General features: G+C 69.1%; 20 protein-coding genes. 7 read left to right on the plus strand and 13 right to left on the minus strand.

The genetic code is table 11. From position 1 onward, the window contains the following. Nucleotides 1–213 precede the first annotated feature (213 nt). From ACUYTF_RS11635 to ACUYTF_RS11670, 8 genes are all read right to left on the minus strand, one after another. Complete coding sequence (locus ACUYTF_RS11635) at nt 214–1170, minus strand: dihydrodipicolinate synthase family protein (RefSeq protein WP_434143360.1); 957 nt, start codon at nt 1168–1170, stop codon at nt 214–216. Continuing rightward, nucleotides 1167–2120 (minus strand): MerR family transcriptional regulator, encoded by a 954-nt coding sequence (locus tag ACUYTF_RS11640; RefSeq protein WP_434143362.1) that lies wholly within the window; start codon nt 2118–2120, stop codon nt 1167–1169. The genes ACUYTF_RS11635 and ACUYTF_RS11640 overlap by 4 nt, the downstream gene beginning before the upstream one ends. A gap of 190 nt (nt 2121–2310) precedes the next feature. After that, nucleotides 2311–2481, minus strand: coding sequence for a hypothetical protein (locus tag ACUYTF_RS11645; protein WP_434143364.1), 171 nt, complete (start codon nt 2479–2481; stop codon nt 2311–2313). Then, nucleotides 2478–3203: a phenylalanine--tRNA ligase beta subunit-related protein gene (locus ACUYTF_RS11650; RefSeq protein ID WP_434143365.1), complete on the minus strand. Its 726-nt coding sequence runs from the start codon at nt 3201–3203 to the stop codon at nt 2478–2480. The genes ACUYTF_RS11645 and ACUYTF_RS11650 overlap by 4 nt, the downstream gene beginning before the upstream one ends. Continuing rightward, a complete protein-coding gene (locus tag ACUYTF_RS11655; protein ID WP_434143367.1) occupies nt 3196–3801 on the minus strand; it encodes a cupin domain-containing protein in 606 nt (201 codons plus the stop codon). The genes ACUYTF_RS11650 and ACUYTF_RS11655 overlap by 8 nt, the downstream gene beginning before the upstream one ends. A gap of 391 nt (nt 3802–4192) precedes the next feature. Next, nucleotides 4193–5617: a type I glutamate--ammonia ligase gene (glnA, locus tag ACUYTF_RS11660; RefSeq protein ID WP_434143369.1), complete on the minus strand. Its 1425-nt coding sequence runs from the start codon at nt 5615–5617 to the stop codon at nt 4193–4195. A 119-nt stretch (nt 5618–5736) separates the two neighbouring features. Further along, nucleotides 5737–6168 carry an RDD family protein gene (locus ACUYTF_RS11665; protein WP_434143371.1) on the minus strand — a complete coding sequence of 144 codons (432 nt, stop codon included), beginning with the start codon at nt 6166–6168 and terminating at the stop codon, nt 5737–5739. Nucleotides 6169–6173: 5 nt separating this feature from the next. After that, nucleotides 6174–6860, minus strand: coding sequence for a DUF4191 domain-containing protein (locus ACUYTF_RS11670; RefSeq protein ID WP_434143373.1), 687 nt, complete (start codon nt 6858–6860; stop codon nt 6174–6176). A gap of 200 nt (nt 6861–7060) precedes the next feature. On the opposite strand from ACUYTF_RS11670, the gene ACUYTF_RS11675 reads away from it, so the two are divergent. After that, nucleotides 7061–7570 (plus strand): hypothetical protein, encoded by a 510-nt coding sequence (locus ACUYTF_RS11675; RefSeq protein ID WP_434143374.1) that lies wholly within the window; start codon nt 7061–7063, stop codon nt 7568–7570. Between the two features lie 123 nt (nt 7571–7693). On the opposite strand, the gene sucB is transcribed toward ACUYTF_RS11675, so the two are convergent. Both sucB and lpdA read right to left on the minus strand, forming a co-directional pair. Next, entirely contained in the window at nt 7694–9466 is a 1773-nt protein-coding gene (gene sucB, locus ACUYTF_RS11680; RefSeq protein WP_434143376.1) for a 2-oxoglutarate dehydrogenase, E2 component, dihydrolipoamide succinyltransferase, read from the minus strand. A gap of 40 nt (nt 9467–9506) precedes the next feature. Continuing rightward, nucleotides 9507–10880, minus strand: a complete 1374-nt coding sequence (gene lpdA, locus ACUYTF_RS11685; RefSeq protein WP_434143377.1) for a dihydrolipoyl dehydrogenase — start codon at nt 10878–10880, stop codon at nt 9507–9509. Between the two features lie 173 nt (nt 10881–11053). Here lpdA and ACUYTF_RS11690 point away from each other — a divergent pair, with 173 nt between their 5' ends. Beyond that, nucleotides 11054–11995: a proteasome assembly chaperone family protein gene (locus ACUYTF_RS11690; RefSeq protein ID WP_434143379.1), complete on the plus strand. Its 942-nt coding sequence runs from the start codon at nt 11054–11056 to the stop codon at nt 11993–11995. A 225-nt stretch (nt 11996–12220) separates the two neighbouring features. Then, nucleotides 12221–13522, plus strand: coding sequence for an RNA polymerase sigma factor (locus ACUYTF_RS11695; protein ID WP_434143380.1), 1302 nt, complete (start codon nt 12221–12223; stop codon nt 13520–13522). 118 nt (nt 13523–13640) lie between these two features. Here ACUYTF_RS11695 and ACUYTF_RS11700 read toward each other — a convergent pair whose 3' ends face one another. Next, entirely contained in the window at nt 13641–13868 is a 228-nt protein-coding gene (locus ACUYTF_RS11700; protein ID WP_434143382.1) for a DUF7455 domain-containing protein, read from the minus strand. A 215-nt stretch (nt 13869–14083) separates the two neighbouring features. On the opposite strand from ACUYTF_RS11700, the gene ACUYTF_RS11705 reads away from it, so the two are divergent. The 3 genes from ACUYTF_RS11705 (at nt 14084) to ACUYTF_RS11715 (ending at nt 18325) form a co-directional block, all read left to right on the plus strand. Continuing rightward, on the plus strand, nt 14084–16177 hold the full coding sequence (locus ACUYTF_RS11705; RefSeq protein ID WP_434143384.1) for a DNA gyrase subunit B: 2094 nt from the start codon (nt 14084–14086) through the stop codon (nt 16175–16177). A 138-nt stretch (nt 16178–16315) separates the two neighbouring features. Beyond that, nucleotides 16316–17224 carry an ankyrin repeat domain-containing protein gene (locus ACUYTF_RS11710; RefSeq protein ID WP_434143386.1) on the plus strand — a complete coding sequence of 303 codons (909 nt, stop codon included), beginning with the start codon at nt 16316–16318 and terminating at the stop codon, nt 17222–17224. Nucleotides 17225–17338: 114 nt separating this feature from the next. After that, the gene (locus ACUYTF_RS11715) at nt 17339–18325 is read left to right on the plus strand and encodes a hypothetical protein (RefSeq protein ID WP_434143388.1); all 987 of its coding nucleotides are present in this window, start codon (nt 17339–17341) and stop codon (nt 18323–18325) included. A gap of 116 nt (nt 18326–18441) precedes the next feature. Here the strand turns inward: ACUYTF_RS11715 and ACUYTF_RS11720 are convergent, their stop codons facing one another. Beyond that, nucleotides 18442–20961, minus strand: a complete 2520-nt coding sequence (locus ACUYTF_RS11720; protein WP_449279862.1) for a DNA gyrase/topoisomerase IV subunit A — start codon at nt 20959–20961, stop codon at nt 18442–18444. 10 nt (nt 20962–20971) lie between these two features. Between ACUYTF_RS11720 and ACUYTF_RS11725 the strand changes: the two genes are divergently transcribed. After that, nucleotides 20972–22174, plus strand: a complete 1203-nt coding sequence (locus tag ACUYTF_RS11725) for an alkaline phosphatase family protein (protein WP_434143390.1) — start codon at nt 20972–20974, stop codon at nt 22172–22174. Here ACUYTF_RS11725 and sepH read toward each other — a convergent pair whose 3' ends face one another. Then, nucleotides 22175–23551 carry a septation protein SepH gene (sepH, locus tag ACUYTF_RS11730; RefSeq protein WP_434143391.1) on the minus strand — a complete coding sequence of 459 codons (1377 nt, stop codon included), beginning with the start codon at nt 23549–23551 and terminating at the stop codon, nt 22175–22177. Nucleotides 23552–23798 lie beyond the last annotated feature (247 nt).

A 23798-nucleotide genomic window follows, 5' to 3' on the forward strand; every position in this document is an offset into this window, starting at 1 on the left:
AGTCATTCCTCGAGGCCCTACTCGCCGAAGACGGGACCGAGCTTGAAGACGAGCTCGACTCCTAGATTCCTGATCGAGCGACGATGAAGTCGTTCAGAAAGCGAGAACGCCCCCGGAGATCCGATACGGACCGCCGGGGGCGTTCTCGTACTCGAGCGCGCCGAAGGGTTCACCACCACCGATCAGCGTCGATGCGCAGGTGTGTCGCAGCAGTCAAGTCGTCCTCCGAACGAACTTCACATGGTTGTCAGGATTCACGAGCCGGCCCGAACTCCCCAGCAAGTTGATCACCCGGGCTACTTCGTCTCGTTGTGACGCGGTGAGGCCCTGCAGCGGCAGCGGCAGGCACTGATGCGGTGCCAGGCCGAGGTATTCGGCGATCGCGGCGGTCACGCGCAGGCTCCCTCCGAACTCGGCGAACAACGCCCACAAGGGCGCGAGCCGCTCCGACTCCGCCACCGCGTCCGTGGCTCGGCCTTCTTGCGCAGCACGAGTGATCGCGAGAGCGGGCTCGGGGAGAGTGCCGCCGATGACGGAGTACCAGGCGTCGCAGCCCGCGTTTAAGCCGGTCGCGGCGAACGCGTCACCGGAAACTCCGATGGTGACGTGCTCGGGCACCGCCGCGCGAATCCCTGCCACGTGCTTGGCGGCCTCCGCGGGGTTCGTGGGGACGCCTGGGATCTTGATCGACGCGATCCCCGGCAACTCCGCGATGCGGGCGTACAGCTCGGTGGTGAAGGCGAAGTGGGTGGTGCCCGGGTTGTCGTAGACGATCACCGGCAGCTCCGTGTGCTCGGTGACGGTGCGGTACAGCTCGAACACGTCATCGACGGTGAGTGCCTGATAGGTCATCGGGGCCAACAGCACCCCCGCCGCCTCCGCATACTCCGCGGCCTCGACATGGGCGAGGACGTGCGAGGTGCGCAGGCCTCCGACGCCCACGAACACCGGCGTTGACCCGGCGTGCTCTACTGCGAGCTTCGCGACGCGGGCTCGTTCAGCCGGGGCGAGGTAGGCGTAAGAGCCGGTCGACCCGAGCGCAGTGATCGAGTCCACCCCTGCCGAGGCGAGTCGTTCGATCAGGCCTGCGAAAGCGTCCTCGTCGACGTGGTCGTCCTGGAGCGGGGTGAGGGGGAACGCAGAGAGGCCGGTGAGGATGCTGCTGCTCATGACTGCTCCTGTTCGGGGTGGCTCTCGAACCAGTCGAGCACCTGCTGGGCGTGCATGTTGGGTGGAAAGATCGGATAGAAGACATGCTCGATCATGCTGTCGCGCACGATGAGGGTGAGGCGCGAGTAGAGCCGGTCATGACCGGGTGCAGAGAATGTCGGCAGGCGCAAAGCGTCGGCAAGGGTGAGAGCGGGATCCGAGATCATCGTGAACGGCAGCCGGAGGCGCTGGACCACCTCATCCTGATAGGCGGAGTCCTGGCTCGACATGCCGTACACGCGCTCCGCCCCGGCCTGGCGGAGCTGGTCGAAGTGGTTGCTGAAGTCGCAGGCTTCCGTTGAGCAGCCTCGTGCCCCGGGGATAGCGTCCCATCCGTCGGGAAGATCGACACCCGGTCTTCCTGTGAGGGGATACAGATAGATGACGGTGCGTCCTGTCCCGAGCCCGGTCAGTGACGCCGTGTTTCCGTCGCTCGTGGAGAGCGTCAGATCCGGCATCCGCATGCCAGGCAGGTGGTCGGCCGCGCCGTCGTCCTCGGGGACGGGCAGGCCCTCGGGCAAGGTCGTGAAATCGGTCACCGGCTCCTCCTTCGCGAATGTGCGTCCCGCGCTCTCATCGAGCAGATGCTGCAGTTTCGTACGGCGAGTGGACAGCGATCCGATCATCCGGTCGAGTTCGGCGATCGTGTCGCGGTAGACGCTCAGGGAACTCACGCAGTCATCGCCTCGCTGATGCCCGAGCCCCAAGCACTCGAGGAAGGGTGCAGCCTGCTGCGGAGAGATCCCGACCAGTGCGAGTTCCCGGATCTCGGTGACCGCCCGCACATCATGCTCATCGAACATGCGATAGCCGTTTCCGGTTCGAGCCGGCGCGATGAGCCCCAGTCGTTCGTAGTAGCGGATCGCCTTCACCGATGCCCCGGTGCGGGCCATAAGCTCGCCAATGCGCATATCATCCTCCTCGCCGAAACGATAGACCCTGCCCTTAGGGGCGGAGTCAAGTCGATGGCACTCGTTCCGCCGATTCGTCCTCCTGCTCAGGGCGCCGACGTCCGCCGCGCTGCATGAACACGTTGTACCGGCCCCAGCAGGCGCCCGCGGCGAGAGCGAACCCGACGCCCGCGAAGTCCATGTTCCCGTGCTAGGGCTCGGTCAGGAGCACGCGGCTGAAGCGCATGCGCAGCCACGCGGTACCGGCAGCACCGATCTGGTTGATCACCGGCACTGACAGGGCGTTCGAGAACTGCACCGCCAGCATCGCCGCGACCGCCAGCGACCACGGCGGGATCCCTGTCGAGCGTCGCCGAATCACGCGCTCACCAACCGTCTCGCGACCCGCACGTGCTCGCCCAGACCCGTCAGAGCCACGACCAGCGCATCGCCCGCGGCGTCGAGCTCCTCGTCGGTGACGGGCGCGAGGGTGTCGAGGATGAAGAACGCGGCCCGGGTCGTGTCGGTGAGTCCAGTGCGCCGGCCCTGCCGCCAGTTCCACCGTCGGCACGTCACCCCGGCAGCATCGCACCAGACGACCTCACCGGGCTCGGGATGCTCGATCACGTTCTCCCCGTTCGCGCTCGTGTCGAACGGCTCTGCACCGGTGGCGCGGATCAGGCGAGCCGGTCCGTCGTAACGGTCGACGTCCTCACCGCCGAGGGGGATCTGGTGCAGCACTGAAATCGAGTTGTAGATGTCGGTGAGCGCGTTCACCCGCGGCAGTCCCTGTTCGGCTCGGCGGGTCAGGGCTTCGAGACTGTTACGGGTGCGCTGCGGCTTCGCTCCGAACGCTCGGTACGCCTCCCGCCACGACGCGATATGCGGCAGCTCATCCACGGGCGACCCTTCCAAGAGGTCGCGCGCACGAGCCTCGGCCCGGGCGATGAGCTCGTCGACAGTATCGCTGCCCTCCCCGGACTCTGCCGGGGCGAGGCCATCGACCACCAGCAGCAGGGCGCGGTAGTCCGGGCGCAACTCGAACACCGCCTCATCCACGGTGCACGCGTCCAGGAACTGTTCGGGGGTTGTGGTCTCAGGCATCAGGGGTCTCCGTTCGGTGTGCGGCTCCCACGCCCGGCTCGAACACCGTCAGCGAGAACCGGGCAGACGCATCGGTCGAGTTGATGTAGGCGTGGGTGGCATCGCCGTGGAATGACAGCGCGTCACCGGGTGCGAGGTCGTAGCGGTCGCCGTCGACCTCGACTGTGATCGAGCCCTCATGCATGTGCAGCAGCTCACGAGTGCCATCGCTGTGTGCGCCGCTATCGTGGCGCTCACCGGGCGCGAGGATCCAATCCCACAGCTCGACCACGTCCGGGGGCTCGGTGCCGGCGACGAGCACACCTCGGCCGCCACCATCTCCGGTCCACAGGACAGCGCCTTCCCCGTGGCCGGTGAACTTCACCGCGCGCGATGCCGGAGGCTCCACCAGGGCCGGCAGCCCGACCCCGAGCGCGTCCGAAAGCCGCAACAGCGTACCCACGCTCGGGTTCACCGCGCCTTGCTCCACATTGACGAGCATGCGGCGGCTCACCCCGGCGAACTCCGCGAGCTGATCCAGAGTCCACCCCCGATCCTTCCGCTGCAGCTTCACCCGCGCACCGATTGCACGCGCCAACGACTCCGCACTCGCCTCCATGCAGTGCAGCATAGTGCACCTATGGGGCAGTGTCCATCTTGCACCGCCACCGCGCCAGCACGATGGCTCAGGACTCCGATGACAGCCGTCCTGGCATCGAGCAGGAGCTCGGCCGGAAGCCTCGGAGCCGGCTCTCGCCGATGTGACGCTCGACAGGGTGCAGGTGAGCAACGAACAGCGCTTCGGACGAACAGCGAAACGCCCCTCGCCGCGAAATGCGATGAGGGGCGTTTCGTGAGCGGATCCTGGACGTGCCCTGGACGTGACGAGAACGAACTCTGATGTACTTCCGTGTAGCCAGATGCAGGTCAAGTATCCGTGATAGTCGAGGCTACGACTGGGACCGAGAGGGAAACCCCAGGTCCGCGCGACACTCCCGAGATCCCGGTTCTCACACCCCGTAGTACAGCTCGAACTCGTACGGGTGCGGGCGCAGCGCCATCGGAGCGATCTCGGTTTCGCGCTTCAGCGCGATCCATGTGTCGATGAGATCCCTGCTGAATACGCCGCCCTCGAGCAGGAACTCGTGGTCGGCCTCGAGCGCCTGCAGCGCCTCTTCGAGCGAGGCGGGCACCTGGGGGATGTTCTTCGCCTCCTCGGGGGGCAGCTCGTACAGATCCTTGTCGATCGGCTCCATCGGTTCGATGCGGCCACGGATGCCGTCGATCCCGGCGAGCAGCTGCGCGGCGAACGCGAGGTACGGGTTGCCCGAGGCGTCGGGGGCGCGGAACTCGATGCGCTTCGCCTTCGGGTTCGAACCCGTGAGCGGGATGCGCACGGCGGCGGAGCGGTTGCCCGCCGAGTACGCCAGGTTGACGGGGGCCTCGTAGCCCTTGACCAGGCGGCGGTAGCTGTTGATGGTCGGGTTCGTGAAGGCGAGCAGGGCCGGCGCGTGGTGCAGGATGCCGCCGATGAACCAGCGGGCGGTGTCCGAGAGCTGCGCGTAGCCGTTCTCGTCGTAGAACAGGGGGTCGCCGTTCTTCCACAGCGACATGTGGGTGTGCATGCCCGAACCGTTGTCGCCGAAGACGGGCTTCGGCATGAAGGTGGCGGTCTTGCCCCAGATCTCGGCAGTGTTCTTGACGATGTACTTGAACTTCAGCACGTCGTCGGCGGCCTGCACCATGGTGTCGAAGCGGTAGTTGATCTCGGCCTGGCCGGGGGCTCCGACCTCGTGGTGGGCGCGCTCGAGCTTGAGCCCCGCTTCGATGAGGCGCAGCGAGATGTCATCGCGCAGGTCGGCCTGCTTGTCGACGGGCGAGACGGGGAAGTAGCCGCCCTTCTCGGACGTGGTGTTGCCGAGGTTCGCACCGTCGCGCTTGCGCGCCGAGTTCCAATGCGCCTCCTCGGAGTCGATCTCGAAGAAGGTGCGGCGGGGGGTGGTCTCGTAGCGCACCGAATCGAGGATGTAGAACTCGGCCTCCGGAGCGAAGAACGCGGTGTCGGCGATCCCTGTCGAGACCAGGTACTGCTCGGCCTTCTTCGCGACCTGGCGCGGGTCCTTCGCGAAGATCTCGCCGGTGCGCGGGTTGAAGATGTCGCAGACGATGATGAGCGTGCGCTCGATGCGGAACTGGTCGACGTAGCAGGTGGTGACATCGGGGATCAGCTGCATATCGGAGTCGGCGATGCCGACGAAGCCGCGGATCGACGAGCCGTCGAACATCTGGCCGACCTCGAAGAAATCGAGATCCACGGTCGACGCGGGAATGTTGAAGTGCTGCTGCACGCCCGGGAGGTCGGTGAAGCGGATATCGACGAACTTGACGTCCGTCTCCGAGATGAAATCGATGACTTCCTGCGGACTCGTGAACATTGTGCTCCTCATGTCTGTGGTACGGCAATCGTACCGTTCGCTCGTTACCAGCTTAGGGGAGTCAAATTTCAGAAAAATGCGACTCGTGTTTCGTGCCTGTTACAGAATGCGGTGCGCCCTCAGGCACGGATGAGCACCGTGCCCGCGATCTTGTCATGGAAGCCGCGCTGGTCGGAATCCCAGACGGCGACAGGGATCACGAGGCACAGCAGCACGGTGCGCACGACCGGGCGCCAGAGGCCGACCCAGCCCCCCGGGAGCGGCACGACGCGCATGCCGCACAGGCGATGCCCGAGCGACCCGCCGATGGTGGGGATGAACACGATCTGGAGCAGCGCGAAGCATGCGATGTTCCAGAGCTCGGGGGTGTTGCCGCCGATCAGCAGATAGGCGGGGATCGCCGCGAGCGCCCAGTCGATGGCGATCGCGAGGATGCGCCGCCCCGGGCGGCCGACGGAACCGGGGCCGCTTTCGGGCAGCCCCAGGCGCTCGCCCGGCCACTCGCTCGGGGCGAGGTCGCCGAAAGGTTGCGGGGACTTCGGTGCGGGCATGCGGATCAGCGCGGGCGCTGTGAACGGGCCCGATTCGGGTCGATGCCCTTCGGGATGCCGATCGGGGTGCCCTGCAGCGACGACAGGCGGTTGTAGACCGCGTCGACCTCGGGGCGCCTCAGCACGGCCTTCAGCTTGACGAGCGTGCGCGAGAGCTTCTCGAGAGGCACGCCGCCCTCGTCGGGCCCGACGTACAGGTGTACGACGGGCACGTTGCGCAGTGCGCGCTTCACCTTGCGCTCTTCATCGGAGGCGAGGCGGCGGGTGCGCTGCAGCGAGCCCTCCGAGATGAGCACGACGCCGCCGCGACCGACCACGCGGTACACCGCGTCCTGATTGCGCGTGACCGCGACCGGAACCTCGGAGCCGCGCCACGACCGGCGCAGAGCGCCCTGCACCACGGCGCCGACCGCACCCGGGCGGCCTTCGATCTGACGGTACGCCGTGCGCTCCGCGCGACGGCCGAGCACGATCATGACGACCAGGATGCCCACGAGCACGCCGGTGAGCGGCCACACGATCCACCCGAACCATGCGGTCGAGAAGATCGCGGCGAGGCCGACGAAGACGAGCACGGGCACGATGAAGCACAGGATGAGGATCGCGGTCAGATTGCGGTCGTGGACCTTCGTCGTCTTGTAGACATCGATCATCTGCCGGATGCGACCGGTGCGCTTCGCTTTTTCTGCCATACCTTCTAGGGTATCGCGTCCGGAGGGGTGCTTCTTCCTCCTCCACAGCCTCCGCGAGTCCTGTTTCGCCGGCTTTCTCTCCAGAATCGCGGTTTCCGGGATGCGCATCGCGGGGAACTGCCGCAGAATCGTTGCCGAGCACGCACTCAGGAGCCCGAGATCGGGCCGAGAACCGGGGGAGGGACGTGAGAGGAGCGAGCGTGGAGCGGAACGTGCCGGCGGAGAGCCGGACGGCGGGCGGGCGTGCGAACGCGGCGAAGCGACGGCGCCGCGGATCCCGAAGCGCCCTCACCGCTGGGGAGGCAGCCGGACGATTGCTGACCCTCTGCGATGCGACGATCGCCTTCCGCGCCGGCGGGTGGTGCGCGGGCGCTCCGCATGCGCGCGACATCTCGGTGGGCGCGCACGGGGTCGTGTTCACCGCTTCGGGTCTCGCCCGTGCCGCGCGACCGGGAGCGCTGCGCCGCCATCGCGCGCACCTGCGCGGCGGTCACGACGACGCATGCGCCGCTCTCGGGGTGTCGCGCCGGTTCGTCGGGCAGATGCTCGCCGTATGGGAGGGGGACGGCGTGCGCGATCTGCTGCTCGAGGCGTTCGACGCGGCCGTCGCGGAGCTCGTGCTCGACGCGCAGCGCGGGGCATGGTCGCCGGTCGCGGCGGGCGAGGCGATCACCCATGCCATCGGCATGCGCATCACGCCGCGTCGGTAGCCCGCGGGGGCCGCGCGCAGTGCCGGCTGACCGCCGGGCCGGTGACGCGTCCGCGCAACGCAGCGGGCCGGGCGCCCCCTGGAGGAAGCGCCCGGCCCGTCATGCACCGGTGCAGTGACCGAATCAGATGCCGAGGTTGCCCTCGAAATCGCCGGCCTCGAGACGCGCCTTCACCTGCGTGAGGAACCGCGCCGCGTCGGCTCCGTCGATGGTGCGGTGATCGTACGACAGCGCGAGGTATACGGTCGAGCGGATCGCGATCGCATCGCCGTCCGGGCCCGAGACGACGCCGGGCTTCTTCACGACCGCGCCGGTGCCGAGAATGGCGCTCTGCGGCATGAAGACGAGGGGCGTGTCGAAGAGCGCGCCGCGCGATCCGGTGTTCGTGAGGGTGAACGTGCCGCCGGCGAGCTCGTCGGGTGTCAGCTTGTTGCTGCGGGTGCGCTCCGCGAGATCGGCGATGCCCGCAGCGATCTCGGCGAGATTCTTGTCGCCGGCATCGCGCAGCACCGGGGTGAGGAGCCCGCGCTCGGAGTCGACGGCGATGCTGATGTTCTCGGTCGCCGGGTAGGTGATCGTGTCGCCGTCGAGCGTCGAGTTGATGACGGGGTAGGTGCGGAGCGCCTCGGCCGCGGCCAGCGCGAAGAACGGCATGAAGGAGAGCTTCGAGCCGGTCTTCTGCAGGAACTCGTCCTTCTTCGCCTGGCGCAGCTGAGCCACGCGGGTCACATCGACCTCGACGACCGTCGTGAGCTGAGCGGACTGCTGCAGCGACGCGACGGCGCGCTCGGCGATGACCTTGCGCAGACGGCTCATCTTCTGCGAGGTGCCGCGCAGGGGTGAGACCTCAGGAGCCGGCGCGGGGGCCGCAGCGGTCGCCGCGGCCGGAGCCGCAGCGGCGGGCTTCGCGGCAGCCGCGGCGACCACGTCCTCCTTGCGGATGCGCCCTCCGACGCCGGTGCCGGTGATGGTCGCCAGGTCGACGCCGGAGTCGGCTGCGAGCTTGCGCACGATCGGGGTGACGTAGCCGGGCTGCGATGCCGGTGCGGCCGGGGCCGCGGGCGCTGCCGCCGCTGCAGGGGCCGGCGCCGGGGCTGCGGGAGCAGCCGGAGTCGGAGCGGGGGCTGCGGGTGCGGCCGGGGCCGGCTCCGCAGGCGCAGCGGCCGGAGCCGGTGCAGCCGCGGGAGCCGGTGCAGCCGCGGGAGCCGGTGCAGCCGCGGGAGCCGGTGCAGCCGCGGGAGCCGGTGCTGCGGGCTCGGGAGCTGCGGGAGCCGCCGGAGCGCCACTACCGATACGGGCCAGGGCGCCGCCGACCTCGACGGTCTCGTCCTCCTGCACCAGGGTCTCCTGCAGCACTCCCGCGACGGGCGACGGAACCTCGGTGTCGACCTTGTCGGTCGAGACCTCGAGCAGCGGCTCGTCGACCTCGACCGAGTCGCCGACGTTCTTCAGCCAGCGAGTGACGGTGCCCTCGGTGATGCTCTCGCCCAGCGACGGGAGCGTCACCGTGGTCGCGTCGCCGGACGCGGCGGGAGCGGCGGGCGTCTCAGCAGCGGGCTCGGGTGCGGCTTCGGGGGCCGGCGCGGCAGCGGGCGCAGGAGTCGGCTCCGCAGCGGCGGGCTCCGCAGCGGGTGCGGCCGGAGCGGCACCGCTGCCGCTGCCGTCGCCGATGCGGGCGAGCACGGCGCCGACTTCGGCGGTGTCGTCCTCCTGCACGAGGATCTCTTCGAGCACACCTGCGAAGGGCGACGGGATCTCGGTGTCGACCTTGTCGGTCGAGACCTCGAGCAGCGGCTCGTCGACCTCGACCGAGTCGCCGACGTTCTTCAGCCAGCGGGTGACCGTGCCCTCGGTGACACTCTCGCCCAGTGCGGGGAGCACTACCGATTCACTCATCGTGTTTCTCCTGTTTCGTTCGTGATGTTCGCGCGGGCGCTCAGATGGCGTGCAGCGGCTTGCCGGCGAGCTTCAGCATGGTCTCGCCGATGGTCTCGTTCTGGGTGGGGTGGCCGTGGACGAACGGTGCGATGTCCTCGGGCGTCGCCTCCCAGTTCACGATGAGTTGCGCCTCGCCGACGAGTTCGCCGACGCGTGCGCCGATCATGTGCACACCGACGATCGGGCCGTCGACGACCTGCACGGCCTTCACCGAGCCTGCGGTGCCGAGGATCGAGCTCTTCGCGTTGCCCGCGAGGTTGTACTCGTACGAGGTGACCTTGTCGTCGCCGTACTGGGCCTTCGCCTTGGCCTCGGTCAGGCCGACCGAGGCGACCTCGGGGTCGCAGTAGGTGACCTTCGGAATGTTGACGTCCTCGACGATGATCGGGTTCAGACCCGCGATCTCTTCGGCGACGAAGATGCCCTGCTGGTAGCCGCGGTGCGCGAGCTGCAGGCCGGGAACGATGTCGCCGACGGCGTAGACGCCCGCGACGTTGGTGGCGAGGCGCTCGTTGGTGAGCACGAAGCCGCGATCCATCTCGATGCCGACCTCTTCGAAACCGTTGTTCGCTGTCGCGGGGCCGCGTCCCACCGCGACGAGGAGGTAGTCGGCGGAGAGCTCGGTGCCGTCCTCGAGTGTGACCGTGACGCTCGACGCATCCTGCGTGACGCCCTGGAAGCGGACGCCGAGCTTGAACGCGATCTTGCGCTTACGGAAGGCGCGCTCGAGCTGCTTCGAGATCGACTCCTCCTCGTTGGGGACGAGGTGAGGCAGACCCTCGATGATCGTGACGTCGGCGCCGAACGAGCGCCAGACGCTGGCGAACTCGACGCCGATGACGCCTCCGCCGAGGATGATGACCTTCTGCGGCACCTCGGTCAGCTCGAGCGCCTGCTCGCTCGTGATGACGCGGCCCTCGATCTCGAGGCCCGGCAGCGAGCGCGAGTACGAGCCGGTGGCGAGCACGACGTGCCGCCCGACGATGCGGTCGTCGCCGACCTGCACGGTGTTCGGCGACACGAGACGGCCGGCGCCCTCGATGACCGTGATGTCGTTGGCCTTCAGCAGGCCCTGCAGGCCCTTGTGCTTGCCGTCGACGAGCTTCTCGCGGAAGCCGTTGACACCCGCCATGTCGACGCCCGCGACGCTCGAAAGGATGCCGTACTTGTCGCCCGTGCTCGCGACATCGGCGATCTCGGCGGAATGGAGCAGTGCTTTCGTGGGAACGCAGCCGCGGTGGAGGCAGGTGCCGCCGAGCTTGTCCTTCTCGATGACAACTGCACTGAAGCCGAGTTGCTTGGCGCGGATCGCCGTCGCGTACCCGGCGCTACCGCCGCCGAGGACGACGATGTCAAACTGCTGATCAGCCAAAGTGGGATCTCCCTTGGGTCGTTCGCATGGGAATTTTCGGAGGCGTCCATATGATGAGCGGTCGCACTGCCCACAAGCCTACTACTTCGACCGCGGATCACAGCGGAACGCGGTTCGCTATCGGCGTGACCGGATCGGGCCGGTCGGCGCCGCGGTCTTCGTAGGATGGAAGTGTGAACGAGTCCATTTTCTCCGCGGAGCATGCCGAACGGCGCGCTGCGGTACCGCGCGGCCTGCCGTTGATCGTGGCGCTGCAGGGCTTCAACGACGCCGGGAGCACGATCTCGCAGCTCGAAGGATATTTCTGGGAACGCGCTTCTCCCGAAGAAATCGTGCGCTTCAACGCGGACATGCTGTTCGACTACCGTGCCCGCAGGCCGATGATCACGTTCTCCGAGGACCACCTCACCGACTTCTCTCCGGAGGAGCTCGCGCTCTCCCTCGCGAAGGACGAGCTCGGGTCGCCCTTCCTGCTCCTGAGCGGATACGAGCCCGACTTCCGCTGGGAGCTGTTCGTCGACACCGTACTGCTGCTCGTGCACGAGTTCGAGGTGACGACGACGGTGTGGTCGCACGCGCTGCCGATGCCCGTGCCGCATACGCGGCCGATCGCTGCGACCGTGAGCGGATCGCGGGAGGATCTGATCGACGCTCGTTCGGTATGGCGCCCGACGACGCGCCTGCCGGCCTCCGCCTCCCACGTCATCGAGTACCGCCTGCACAGCCTGGGGGAGGAGGTCGTGGGCTTCGCGCTGCTGATCCCGCACTATCTCGCCAACGCCGAATACCCGAGTGCTCTGCGCGCAGCGCTCGAGGGCATCATGGCGGCCACGGGGCTGATCTTCGCCACCGACGAGGTGCGCGACGCCGAGACGGAGTTCATCGCGCGCGTCGACGAGCAGATCGCCGAGAACGAGGAGTCTTTCGAGATGGTGCGCACGCTCGAGAAGCGCTACGACGCGTATATGGAGGACCGAGGCGCGCAGTCCCCGCTGATCAGCGAGGACGGGACCATCCCGACGGCCGAGCAGATCGCGAGCGAGCTCGAGCGCTACCTGGCCGAGCAGCATCGATCGGGGTCGGGCGAGGGCGAGCCAGGCGACGCCGGCTTCTGAAAGTCGGGGCCGGTGCGCGCGGCGCGGCGCCAGGGATCGCCCGGAGCCCGCTCCGGTCGAACTCGCAGGTCGCGGCGTGCAATAATAGATGAGGTAGCCCATTCAGTCCACTGATTGTTTCTTCGCGAGCAGGAATATTCCGGACTTGACGTGGGTTTTACTGCTGTGAGCACTCGGCCGACCTTTCGAGGCCGCGGTGCGACCCGACTACGGAGAGGCGGATGCGTGGCAACTGCAACCACGACCACAACTCGAGCGACGACCAAGAAGGCTGAGGCTTCGGAGCCGGAGGAGGCCACGACGGCGAAGTCGGGCGATAAGGCCCCCGCTCAGAAGAAGGCCGCTGCGCCGAAGAAGGCGGCTGCGAAGAAGACGACGACTGCCAAGGCGTCGACCGCGAAGACGGCGGCGGCGAAGGCGCCGGCGAAGAAGCGCACGGGCGCGAAGAAGGTCGCCGACGAGATCGCCGAGATCGTCAATTCCGCCGATGAGCCGATCGAGGAGGAGAAGGAAGAGAAGTCGACGCGCGCCGCCGACGAGCCGCTTCCGACCGGTGCGATCGTGCTGAAGGCCTCGGACGAGGTCGATGTGCCGACCGTCACCACGGCGATCCCCGGTGCCACTGCCGACCCGGTCAAGGACTACCTGAAGCAGATCGGCAAGGTCGCGCTGCTGAACGCTGCCGAAGAGGTCGAGCTGGCGATGCGCATCGAGGCCGGCCTCTTCGCAGAGGAGAAGCTCGCGACGGAGAAGGGCCTGCCGAAGAAGCTCACCCGCGAGCTGAAGTGGGTGGCGCGCGACGGCCAGCGGGCGAAGAGCCATCTGCTCGGCGCGAACCTGCGCCTCGTCGTCTCGCTCGCGAAGCGCTACACCGGCCGCGGCATGCAGTTCCTGGATCTCATCCAGGAGGGCAATCTCGGCCTCATCCGCGCCGTCGAGAAGTTCGATTACACCAAGGGCTTCAAATTCTCGACCTATGCGACGTGGTGGATCCGCCAGGCGATCACCCGCGCCATGGCCGACCAGGCGCGCACCATCCGTATCCCGGTGCACATGGTCGAGGTCATCAACAAGCTCGCACGCGTGCAGCGCCAGATGCTGCAGGATCTCGGCCGCGAACCGACGCCCGAGGAGCTCTCGCGCGAGCTCGACATGACGCCCGAGAAGGTCGTCGAGGTGCAGAAGTACGGCCGCGAGCCGATCTCCCTGCACACCCCGCTGGGCGAAGACGGCGATAGCGAGTTCGGCGACCTCATCGAGGACACCGAGGCGGTCGTGCCGGCCGACGCGGTGGGCTTCACGATGCTGCAGCAGCAGCTCGAGCAGCTGCTCGACTCCCTCTCCGAGCGCGAGGCCGGTGTCATCCGCATGCGCTTCGGCCTGGGCGATGGCATGCCGAAGACTTTGGACCAGATCGGCGACACCTTCGGCGTGACGCGCGAGCGCATCCGCCAGATCGAGTCGAAGACCATGGCGAAGCTGCGCCACCCCTCGCGGTCGCAGCAGCTGCGCGACTACCTCGAGTAGGAGCCGCGGGGCCCGCCCTGCTGCACGCGGGGCGGGCCCGACGGCATCGTCGCGCTGCTGCGACGCGAAAACCCCCGGCTCCGAGGAACCGGGGGTTTTCGCGTCTGACGCCGTTCGCCTACGCGGTGGCGGTCAGACGATGGCTCTCGTCATGCCACACCTCTGCGATCGGACGCAGCTTCGCCTCGTGCTTCTTGGCGTGGTGCCCGCAGAAGAGCAGCTCGCTGCCGTTCAGCATCACGCGAACGTACGCCTGCGCGCCGCAGCTGTCGCAGCGGTCGAGAGCATTCATCGGGCGGTCCGCCGCCTCACCGGTCTCGGTGCGTTCGTGCTCCAGCGTGTTCATGGCTGCCTCCCCTGTTCTCCTTGGCTTCGCCTCCATCCAAGCACGCCGAGCCGTGAAAACCGCATCGGGGCGCCACCGGTTCGCTGTACGCGTAGCCGCACGGCCGCGCCGTGCGGCTATCCTTGCCGGCTTCCGTACTCGCCGTCCCGCCTCGCGGCCGATGTCGCGGGCGTGCTCTACGCTTGAACGGTCATCAGGCGAAGGAGTGTCCAGCAGTGGCAGAGGCGAGTTATTCCGCGCGGCATCTCACCGTCCTCGAGGGTCTCGAGGCCGTGCGCAAGCGACCGGGAATGTATATCGGCACGACCGATTCCCGCGGTCTCATGCATTGCCTCTGGGAGATCATCGACAATTCCGTCGACGAGGCGCTCGCCGGCTACGGCGACGAGATCGGCATCACCCTCCACGGCGACGGCAGCGTCACCGTGAGCGACACCGGCCGCGGCGTGCCGGTCGACATCGAGCCCAAGAGCGGGCTCTCCGGTGTCGAGCTCGTCTTCACGAAGCTCCATGCCGGCGGCAAGTTCGGCGGCGGAGGCTATTCGAGCTCGGGCGGTCTGCACGGCGTCGGCGCGTCGGTCGTCAACGCCCTCTCGTCGCGGCTCGATGTCGAGGTCGACCGCAACGGCAAGACCTGGGCCATGTCGTTCAGGCACGGCGAGCCGGGCGTGTTCTCGGGCGACGGACCCGACAGTCCGTTCACGCCGTTCGAGGACGCCTCCGAGCTGCGCGCAGTGGCGAAGGTCGCGAAGGCCAAGACCGGCACCCGCGTGCGCTACTGGGCCGACCCGCAGATCTTCCTCGCGACCGCGCGATTCGAGCCCGAGTCGCTCGTCTCCCGCGCGCGGCAGACCGCATTCCTCGTGCCCGGGCTCGCGATCGAGATCACCGACGAGCGGCCCGAATCGCTCACGGAGGACGGCGCGCCGACCACCCATCGCTTCGCCTACGAGGGCGGCATCTCCGAGTTCGTCGAGTTCCTCGCGGTCGACGCCCCGATCACCGACGTCTGGCGCACGACCGATGAGGCCGAGTTCACCGAGACCGTGCCCGTGATGGACGAGCAGACCGGGCACCTCGTCTCCCGCGAGGTCTCGCGCCGCTGCGAGGTCGACATCGCGATGCGCTGGGGCACCGGTTACGACACCGAAGTGCAGAGCTTCGTGAACATCATCGCGACGCCCAAGGGCGGCACCCATATGAGCGGATTCGAACAGGGCCTGTCGAAGTTCTTCCGCAAGCAGATCGAGCAGAACGCCCGCAAGCTCAAAGCGGGATCGGACAAGCCCGACAAGGACGACATCCTGACCGGCCTCACCGCGGTCGTCACCGTGCGCGTGCCCGAACCGCAGTTCGAGGGCCAGACGAAGGAGGTGCTCGGCACCGCCGCCGTGCGCCAGATCGTCTCGAAGGCGATCGTCGCGGGTCTGACCGAGCGCTACGAGTCGAGCAAGAAGGCCGATAAGACCCAGACCGGCGCGCTGCTCGAGAAGATGGTCGCCGAGATGAAGTCGCGCATCGCGCTGCGCGCGCAGCGCGACACCGCCCGGCGCAAGAGCTCGCTCGAGAACTCGTCGCTGCCGGCGAAGCTCATCGACTGCCGGTCGAAGAACGTGGCCGAGACCGAGCTCTTCATCGTCGAGGGCGACAGCGCCCTCGGCACGGCCCGCCCCGCGCGCGACAGCGAGTTCCAGGCGCTGCTGCCGATCCGCGGCAAGATCTTGAACGTGCAGAAGGCCTCGGTCGCCGAGATGCTGAACAACGCCGAATGCGGCGCCATCATCAAGGTGATCGGCGCCGGCTCGGGCCGCGACTTCGACCTCGACTCCGCGCGCTACGGCAAGGTCATCCTCATGAGCGACGCCGACGTCGACGGCGCCCACATCCGCACGCTGCTGCTCACTCTGTTCTTCCGCTACATGCGCCCGATGCTCGAGGCCGGTCGCGTGTACGCCGCCGTGCCGCCGCTGCACCGGGTGGTCGTGCAGAACGCCGGGCGCAAGCCGAACGACATCATCTACACGTACAGCGAGAAGGAGCTGAACACGCTCCTGGCCGATCTGCGTCGCCGCGGCAAGAAGTACCAGGATCCGATCCAGCGCTACAAGGGCCTCGGCGAGATGGATGCCGATCAGCTCGCCGAGACGACGATGGATCGCGGGCAGCGTGCGCTGCGCCGCGTGCGGGTCGCCGACGCGCACGCCGCTTCGCAGATCTTCGAGCTGCTGATGGGCAATGACGTCGCGCCCCGCAAGGAGTTCATCATCGAGAACGCCGACGACCTCGATCGCGAGCGCATCGACGCCTAGGCGCGGTTCCCGCGCGGGCCGTGCGGGCTGTGCGTCATCGCGGTGCATGCCGCGCGTTCAACCGATCGGTTGATGCCGGGCGCCGCGGTGCCGCATACGCTCGGATGCGTCACTGATCCGATCGCGGCGGGAGCCCTCATGATTCGACCATCGACCGGGCGCGCTGCCGCACGGGCACTGGCTCTGCTGGTGCCGCTCGCGCTGCTGCTGAGCGGATGCGCCGCCGAGCCGGGTGCGAAGCCGGCCCCAGCACCGGCGGAGACCGCCGAAACGCGGGCCCCTGCACCTGTGGCTGAGGATGCGCCCATCGGGACTCCGCAGGCCTCCGAGGTCCCGCCGAACCCCGGGTACGATCAGGCGGAGCTCGATGCGCACCTGCGTTCGGCGGCATGGTCGAACGACGTCGACATGGCGGAGCGTCTGATCGCCTGGGGCGCGAACGTCAACGCGAAAGACGACACCGTGCGATCGGCGTATCTCATCGCGACGAGCGAGGGGCATCTCGAGCTGCTGCGCCTGACCCTCGCCCACGGCGCCGACGTGAACGACCTCGACAGCTGGGTCGGCACCGGCCTCATCCGCGCCGCCGAACGCGGCCACTGGGAGGTCGTCGGCGCGCTCATTCGGGCGGGCGTACCGCTCGATCACGTGAACCGCGTCGGCTACCAGGCGATCCACGAGGCCGTCATCTTCGGGCGCGACGACGAGAGCTACCACCAGACCGTACGCGTGCTCGTCGCCGGCGGGGCGGATGTCGCGACGCCCTCGGGATCGGAGGGCCTGACCCCGGTGCAGATGGCCACCTGGAAGGGATACCCGCAGCAGGCGGCGCTGCTCGAGGCGCTGACCACGGCCCCGGCGCCCGCGGATCCGACCGCGGCGCTGTTCGCGGCCGCCGAGGCCGGCGACCCGAACGCGGTGACGATCGCGCTGCGCGCCGGTGCGCCGCTCGATGCGCGCGACGCCGCGGGGCGTACCGCGCTCGAAGTCGCCGAGGCCGGCAACCACCCCGTGTCGGCGGGCATCCTGCGTGCGCTCGGAGGATAGCTCCGCGCTCGCATCCTTCCTCCACAGGACACGGCTCCTACCGATTCGGGTCGACTTGTTCACTCCGCAGGGATCGCCCTCGCCCGGCCCGCCCGATCTTGCAATGCTGGCCGCATGCCCCGTCCTCCGCTCCCGTTGCCCGCCGCCCTCGGCGAGGTCTTCACGGCCGCGCACGCCCGCGCCGCCGGCGTCGGGTCGCGGCGCCTGTCCCAGCCCGATGTCGAGCGCATCGCACGGGGCGTCTACCGGCGCGTCGGCGCCGGTAGAGCGCTGCCGCCGGGAGGTGCGGTAGCCGCTGAGACGTGGCGCATGATGCAGCGGGAGAACGCAGCGGCGCTCATGCGGTTCCTCCCGGAGGGAGCCTTCTACAGCCACTACACGGCCGCCGCCATCTGGCATCTGCCGGTGCCAGAGCGTCCATGCGCACGGCACGGGCTGGATGTCGCAGTGCATCTGCCCCGTCACGCGGTGAAGCGCGGCGGCGTGATCGGGCACCGGGTGCAGGCATCGTATGCGCAGACCGTGCAGAGGAATGCTCTGAGCGTGACGGATCCCGCATCGACCTGGGCGCTGCTCGCCGCCCTGCTCGTGCGCGACGACGCGGTCGCCCTCGGCGATGCGGCGATCAGGCAGAACCGCATCCCGGGAACCCGGCGCCTGGAACGGCCTCCGCTAGCGGGTATCGCGGATCTGAGCGCGGCTGCGAACGCCGCCGGCCGCTCGGGCGGGCCGCGATTGAGATCCCTCGTACAACTGCTCTCGCCGCACAGCGCATCGCCGCCCGAGAGCCACCTGCGCCTGCGCCTGACGGAGTGGGGCGTACCGCAGTTCGAGCTCGACTTCGATGTGCTCGATGAGCAGGGGCACCTGGTCGGGTGCAGCGAGTTCGCCTTCGTGGAGTTCGGGCTCGCGCTCGAGTACGAGGGCCGTCACCATCTCACCGACGCACGGCAGTGGAACCGCGACATCGAGAAGTACCGCCGCTATGCGCAGCTCGGGTGGGAGGTCATCCGCGTGACCGCCGAACTGCTGTACCGCCGCCCGCACGAACTGCGCGCCCAGATCTTCGAGGCGCTGCGCCGGCGCGGGTGGACGGGGTAGCAGCCGATGCACCGCGGAGCGGGATGGGTTTGGTGCACTATGGTCGCGCGATAGTGCACCAAACCCATCCCGCTCTCGAGAAGTTCCCCTCCACGGTGCGGTGCGGGGCGGGGAGATTACGGGGCGAGGCCGACGAAGGCCGCGGCACCGTCGATCGGAGTGCCCGACCCATCGCGCTTGCCGAGCTCGGCCGGCAGCCGACGCGCCGCGCCGTCCGCCGCGAGCGCCCGCGGGGCGCCGACGCCGACCCAGGCGCAGGCGATCTGATCCTCCCACTTGAGGAACCGCTGCACGCGCACACCGCCCGTGGCGCGGCCCTTCGCGGGAATCTCGGCCCAGTCGCTGACCTTCGCCGTCGCGACGTCGGTGCCGGGCAGCGTGATGGAGCTGTCGGCGACCGTGACGACGCGCGCCTCGGCCCCCACGGGCACGGCGCCCGCGAAGACGACGCGCGCCTCGGCCCCGAGCCTGATGCCGGCCATGCCGCCGGCCGGCCGGCCCTGCGGCCGCACCGACGATGCGGCGAAGCGCAGCAGCTGCGCATCGCTCGTGACGACCGCGAACTCCGACTCGTCGGGTGCCGGGAATGCGGCGACGAGCGCGTCGCCGGCCTTCAGCCCGATGACCTCGAACGAGGGGCGCGACGGCAGATCCGTGAGCACGACGCGCTTCACCACGCCCAGCCGGGTGAAGAGGCCGACCGGGGTCTCGACCGACCCGGCTTCGTCGCCGAGCGGCACGATGCCGACGATGCCGAGCTTCTTGTCGGTGACGCCGATGTAGTCGAGCAGCTTCACGCCCGCAGAGAACGCGATCGACGCGGCCGGCACGATCGGCAGATCGACCGGGGTGAAGCGGTGCAGCGTGCCGTCGGTGAGGATGGCGCCGAACTCGCCGCGCACGGTCCCGTCGACGCTCGAGAGCAGCGCGCCGTGCTTTGTCGCGCGCGACGAACCGCGGGGGGATTCGGGGGCTGCGGGATCCCTGTCGAGGCGCAGGGCCCGGCCCGTGACCGAGAGCAGCACCGTGCACGGGGTGTCGGCGACCTCGAGCGATGCCGAGGCCGCAGCCGCCCGACTGGGGCGCACGACCGCGCCGGTGAGCACGGTGCGGCGCGGCGTGCCGTAGGCTTCTGCGGCCGCGTCCATCTCGGTCGAGACGACCTCGCGCAGACGCTCCTCGCTGCCGAGGATCTCGAGCAGACGCTCGATCTCGGCCTGCAGTTCGTCGCGCTCGGCCTCGAGCTCGACCCGCGAGAACTTCGTGAGGCGGCGCAGCCGCAGCTCGAGGATGTACTCGGCCTGCGCTTCGGAGAGGTCGAAGACCTGCATCAGGCGGGCGCGGGCCGACTCGGCATCGTCGCTCGTGCGGATCAGCTGGATGACCTCATCGATGTCGAGGATCGCGATGAGCAGGCCCTCGACGAGGTGCAGGCGTTCGCGGCGCTTGCGCAGACGGTACTCGGAACGGCGCGTGACGACAGACAGGCGGTGGTCGAGGAAGACGCGCAGCATCTCGCGCAGGCCGAGCGTCTGCGGCTGGCCGTCGACGAGCGCGACCGAGTTGATGCTGAACGAATCCTCGAGCGGGGTCGCCCGGTAGAGCTGCTCGAGCACCGCCTCGGGCGAGAAGCCGGTCTTGAGACTGACGACGAGCTTCAGACCGTTCTTGCGGTCCGTGAGATCGACGACATCGGTGATGCCGGAGATCTTCTTTGCGTCGACGCCCTGCTTGATCTTCTCGATGACGCGCTCGGGGCCGATGAGATGCGGCAGTTCGGTGACGACGAGGCCGGTGCGGCGCGGGCCGAGCTGCTCGACCGACACCTTCGCGCGGGTGCGGAAGGCGCCGCGGCCCGATCGATAGGCATCCTTCACACCGTCGAGGCCGACGATGATGCCGCCGCCCGGCAGGTCGGGGCCCGGGATGAACTCCATGAGCTCGTCGACGGTCGCCTCGGGGTGGTGCAGCAGGTGCTTGGCGCCCTCGACCACCTCGAGGAGGTTGTGCGGGGCGAGATTCGTGGCCATGCCGACGGCGATGCCGCTCGCGCCGTTCACGAGCAGGTTCGGCACGGCGGAGGGCAGCACGGCGGGCTGCATGATCTGATTGTCGTAGTTCGGCACGAAGTCGACGACGTCTTCGTCGAGCGATTCGGTCATCGCGAGCGCGGCGCCGGCGAGACGGGCCTCGGTGTAGCGGGAGGCGGCGGGGCCGTCGTCGAGCGAGCCGAAGTTGCCGTGGCCGTCGACGAGCGGCAGGCGCATCGCGAAGCCCTGCGCGAGGCGCACGAGCGCGTCGTAGATCGACGAGTCGCCGTGCGGGTGCAGCTTGCCCATGACCTCGCCGACGACGCGCGCCGACTTCACATGGCCCTTCTCCGGGCGCAGCCCCATGTCCTGCATCATGTAGAGGATGCGGCGCTGCACAGGCTTCAGGCCGTCACGGGCATCGGGCAGTGCGCGCGAGTAGATCACCGAGTAGGCGTACTCGAGGAACGAGCCCTCCATCTCGCTCGAGATGTCGACATCGTCGATCTTCTCGCCGGCGATCTCATGGGCGAGCACCGGTGAATCCGGCGCGGTCTCGAGCTCGGAGGAATCGCTGTTCGCAGAGGCACTGGGCGCATCGGTCATAATGGACCTCATGCTACCGATTGCCGCCGACAACGGTGCGAGGCTTGCCGCACTTCTGCCAAGCGGCATCGCCGCGGTCGCGGCAGGGATCGGCGCGGCCGTGCCGCCGGCCATCTCCCATGCGGCCTCCGCGGGCCTGCCCGCGATCCGCTCGTTCGTGATGATCGTGGTCGACGGGCTCGGGCATGCGAACCTCGGGGCGAGGAAGGGGCATGCGCCGACGCTCGCGCGGCTGCCCCGCAAGCGCATCGAGACGGTCGCGCCGTCGACGACGGGAGCGGCGCTGACGACGCTGACGACGGGGGCGCTGCCGGGGGAGCACGGGCTCATCGGCTACCGCATCCGCCACCCCGAGCTCGGGCTCGTGACGACGCTGAGCGAGTGGTCGGGCATCGCCGACCGCCGCGCATGGCAGCGCGCCGAGCCGCTGTTCGGCGCCGCCGCCGGAATCGGCGCCCGTCCGGTCGCGATCGGGCGGCCCGCGCACGCCGTCGGCGGGCTGACCGAGGCGATCCTCAACGGCGCCGAGTACCGCTCCGGGCAGCGCATCGAGGATCGCTTCGCCGTCGCATCGAGGCTGCTCCGCGAAGGGGACCCGGTCGTCGCCTACCTCTACGTCGACGAGCTCGACCGCGCCGCGCACGCGTCGGGCTGGCAGAGCGAGGCCTGGGCCGAGCGGCTCGAGCGCTTCGACGCCGCGCTGACCGATTTCCTGCGCACACTGCCGGGCGATGTCGGCGTCGTCGTGACGGCCGACCACGGCATGGTCGACGTCGGCGCCCACCAGCGGATCATGCTCGATGCCGACCCGGCGATGCTCGAGGGAGTCGCCGAGATCGGGGGAGAGCCCCGATTCCGCTCGCTCTACCTCGACGACGGCGTCGATGCGACCGCGACGGCGCGCGCCTGGGCCGAGGCCGAGGGGGCGCGGGCCTGGGTGGCGACCCGAGACGAGGCGATCGCCAGCGGACTGTTCGGCGCCGTCGCGCCGGAAGTCGCGCCGCGGCTCGGCGACGTCGTCATCGCGGCGCGCAAGCAGGTCGCCTACTACAGCGGCTCGGACGACCCGCGGTCGCTCGACATGGTCGGGCAGCACGGCTCGTTCAGCGAGGACGAGCGGGGCGTGCCCCTGGTACTCGCGGGCGCCCTCGCGGGGACCGCATTCGCTGCCGCCGTGGCGGAGACGGCCGCGGGCGTCGCCGGCGCGCTCTGACTAGCGCCCCGACGGGTCCTCGTCGCTGCGGGTGCCGAAGAGGATGTCGTCCCAGCTCGGGATCGACGCGCGCCCCTTGCGAGCCTCCGGCTTCGGGGCGGGTTTCGGTCCCGGCTTCGGAGCAGGATCCGCATCGGGGCGCGGCGCATCCGTCGCATCATCGCCGACCTCGTCGCCGGCCTCGCGGAGGAAGCTCGGGATGCCGCGCTTCTTCGGCGCCCCGGCTTCACGGGAGACGCCGCCGGCCGCCCAGATGCTGCGGGGCCGCGGCGCGGTCTCCGTATCGTCGACCGGGGCGTTCCGATCGACGGGAGGCAGCGGATCCGAGGTCTGCGGCGCCGCCGGAGGCGCGGCGGGCAGCGTCGGGTGCGGCGCGGTCGGCGCGCTGTCATCGACGTTCGGGGAGGTCTCCGAGGCCGTGGACTCGGGCGCGGCCGGGGCGGCCGCCTGCGAGGAGCGTTCGCGTTCGCCCCGTCGCTTGCGCAGCGCGTCGAGCAGATCTGCGGTCTGGCTGAGGTCGGCTCCGGGCTGCGCGGTGGTCTTTACGGCGCGCTGGTCGATCTCGCGGCGGCGCTCGTACTCGGCGTCGGAGTCCGCGTCGTCCTCCTGGCGCTGCTCCGCGGTGCGCGGTGCGGTCGTGCTCGCAGGCCCGGCCTGCGTCTCGGGCGACGAGGCGGCGGGCTCGGCGGCATCGACAGCGGGCTGCTCGCCCGTCACGCCGACGGCGATGCCGTCTGCGATCTGCTCGCGATCGAAGGCGCCGGAGTCGAAACGGCCGCGGCGATCCCCGTCGTCGACCGCGCGGAGCTTCGGGATCAGACGGTCGCCGACCTCGCCCTGCTTCGAGAGGTTGGTGGCGTCCGGAGTGATCGGGGCGAGGGCGCCCTTGCGGTGCTCGAACGACCACACGGCGCGGTGCGCGGTGTCGTGCGAGATGAACTCGAGGCCGACCATCCAGCCGCCCTCGTCTTCCTTCCAGGCGGTCCACTCGGGGGCCTCGGCGCCGAGAGAGACGAGACGCGCACCGATGACGGAGCCGAAGTTCTGATCGTCCTCGTCGTGGGCGTCGGCCTGCACGGCGACGGCATGCGCGCGCTCGAGGATGTAGCGGCGTTCGGCGAGCACCGGCTCCTCGTAGCGTTCGATGTCGACTTCGTCGAGCCCGGTGATCTTCGCGACCTGGGCGCGGTTCTTGCCCGAACGGATCAGCGACTGGATCTCGCGCGGACGGATCTTCACGCCGTCGCGCTCGCGGCGGCCGATATGCCGGAGCTCCCCGAGCACGGTGTCGTCGACGATCAGCCTGAACTCGGTGCCGGAGTCGGTCGCGACGATCAGGGCGGCCTCTTCGCGGCGCACAAAGCGCAATTCGTCCATACTGCTGCTTCCTTCTCTCCGCACCGTCATCCATCCGTAACCCGGCTTGCGCATCCTAGGGTGGCACAGTCGGTGCGTTCGCGCGCGCATTGAGCCGGGCGCGTATGAAAACCAGTGCCCGACGGCGTAGCGGTCTCGGGACGCGGGGCCTCTCGAAGATCGCCGTATCTGCCCGACACGTCGGGGAAGCGGCGCTCCGGGCAGGAGCTGCCCGGGCCGTTCGTTCCGCGCTCAGAGAACTCTGAAC

Source organism: Leucobacter sp. GX0328 (assembly GCF_053567315.1).

Coding starts and splice junctions, on each gene's coding strand:
- ACUYTF_RS11635 (WP_434143360.1), bottom strand. CDS start 1,170: ATGAGCAGCAGCATCCTCACCGGCCTCTCTGCGTTCCCCCTCACCCCG.
- ACUYTF_RS11640 (WP_434143362.1), bottom strand. CDS start 2,120: ATGCGCATTGGCGAGCTTATGGCCCGCACCGGGGCATCGGTGAAGGCG.
- ACUYTF_RS11650 (WP_434143365.1), bottom strand. CDS start 3,203: ATGCCTGAGACCACAACCCCCGAACAGTTCCTGGACGCGTGCACCGTG.
- ACUYTF_RS11655 (WP_434143367.1), bottom strand. CDS start 3,801: ATGGAGGCGAGTGCGGAGTCGTTGGCGCGTGCAATCGGTGCGCGGGTG.
- glnA (WP_434143369.1), bottom strand. CDS start 5,617: ATGTTCACGAGTCCGCAGGAAGTCATCGATTTCATCTCGGAGACGGAC.
- ACUYTF_RS11665 (WP_434143371.1), bottom strand. CDS start 6,168: ATGCCCGCACCGAAGTCCCCGCAACCTTTCGGCGACCTCGCCCCGAGC.
- ACUYTF_RS11670 (WP_434143373.1), bottom strand. CDS start 6,860: ATGGCAGAAAAAGCGAAGCGCACCGGTCGCATCCGGCAGATGATCGAT.
- sucB (WP_434143376.1), bottom strand. CDS start 9,466: ATGAGTGAATCGGTAGTGCTCCCCGCACTGGGCGAGAGTGTCACCGAG.
- ACUYTF_RS11700 (WP_434143382.1), bottom strand. CDS start 13,868: ATGAACACGCTGGAGCACGAACGCACCGAGACCGGTGAGGCGGCGGAC.
- ACUYTF_RS11710 (WP_434143386.1), top strand. CDS start 16,316: ATGATTCGACCATCGACCGGGCGCGCTGCCGCACGGGCACTGGCTCTG.
- ACUYTF_RS11715 (WP_434143388.1), top strand. CDS start 17,339: ATGCCCCGTCCTCCGCTCCCGTTGCCCGCCGCCCTCGGCGAGGTCTTC.
- ACUYTF_RS11720 (WP_449279862.1), bottom strand. CDS start 20,961: ATGACCGATGCGCCCAGTGCCTCTGCGAACAGCGATTCCTCCGAGCTC.
- ACUYTF_RS11725 (WP_434143390.1), top strand. CDS start 20,972: ATGCTACCGATTGCCGCCGACAACGGTGCGAGGCTTGCCGCACTTCTG.
- sepH (WP_434143391.1), bottom strand. CDS start 23,551: ATGGACGAATTGCGCTTTGTGCGCCGCGAAGAGGCCGCCCTGATCGTC.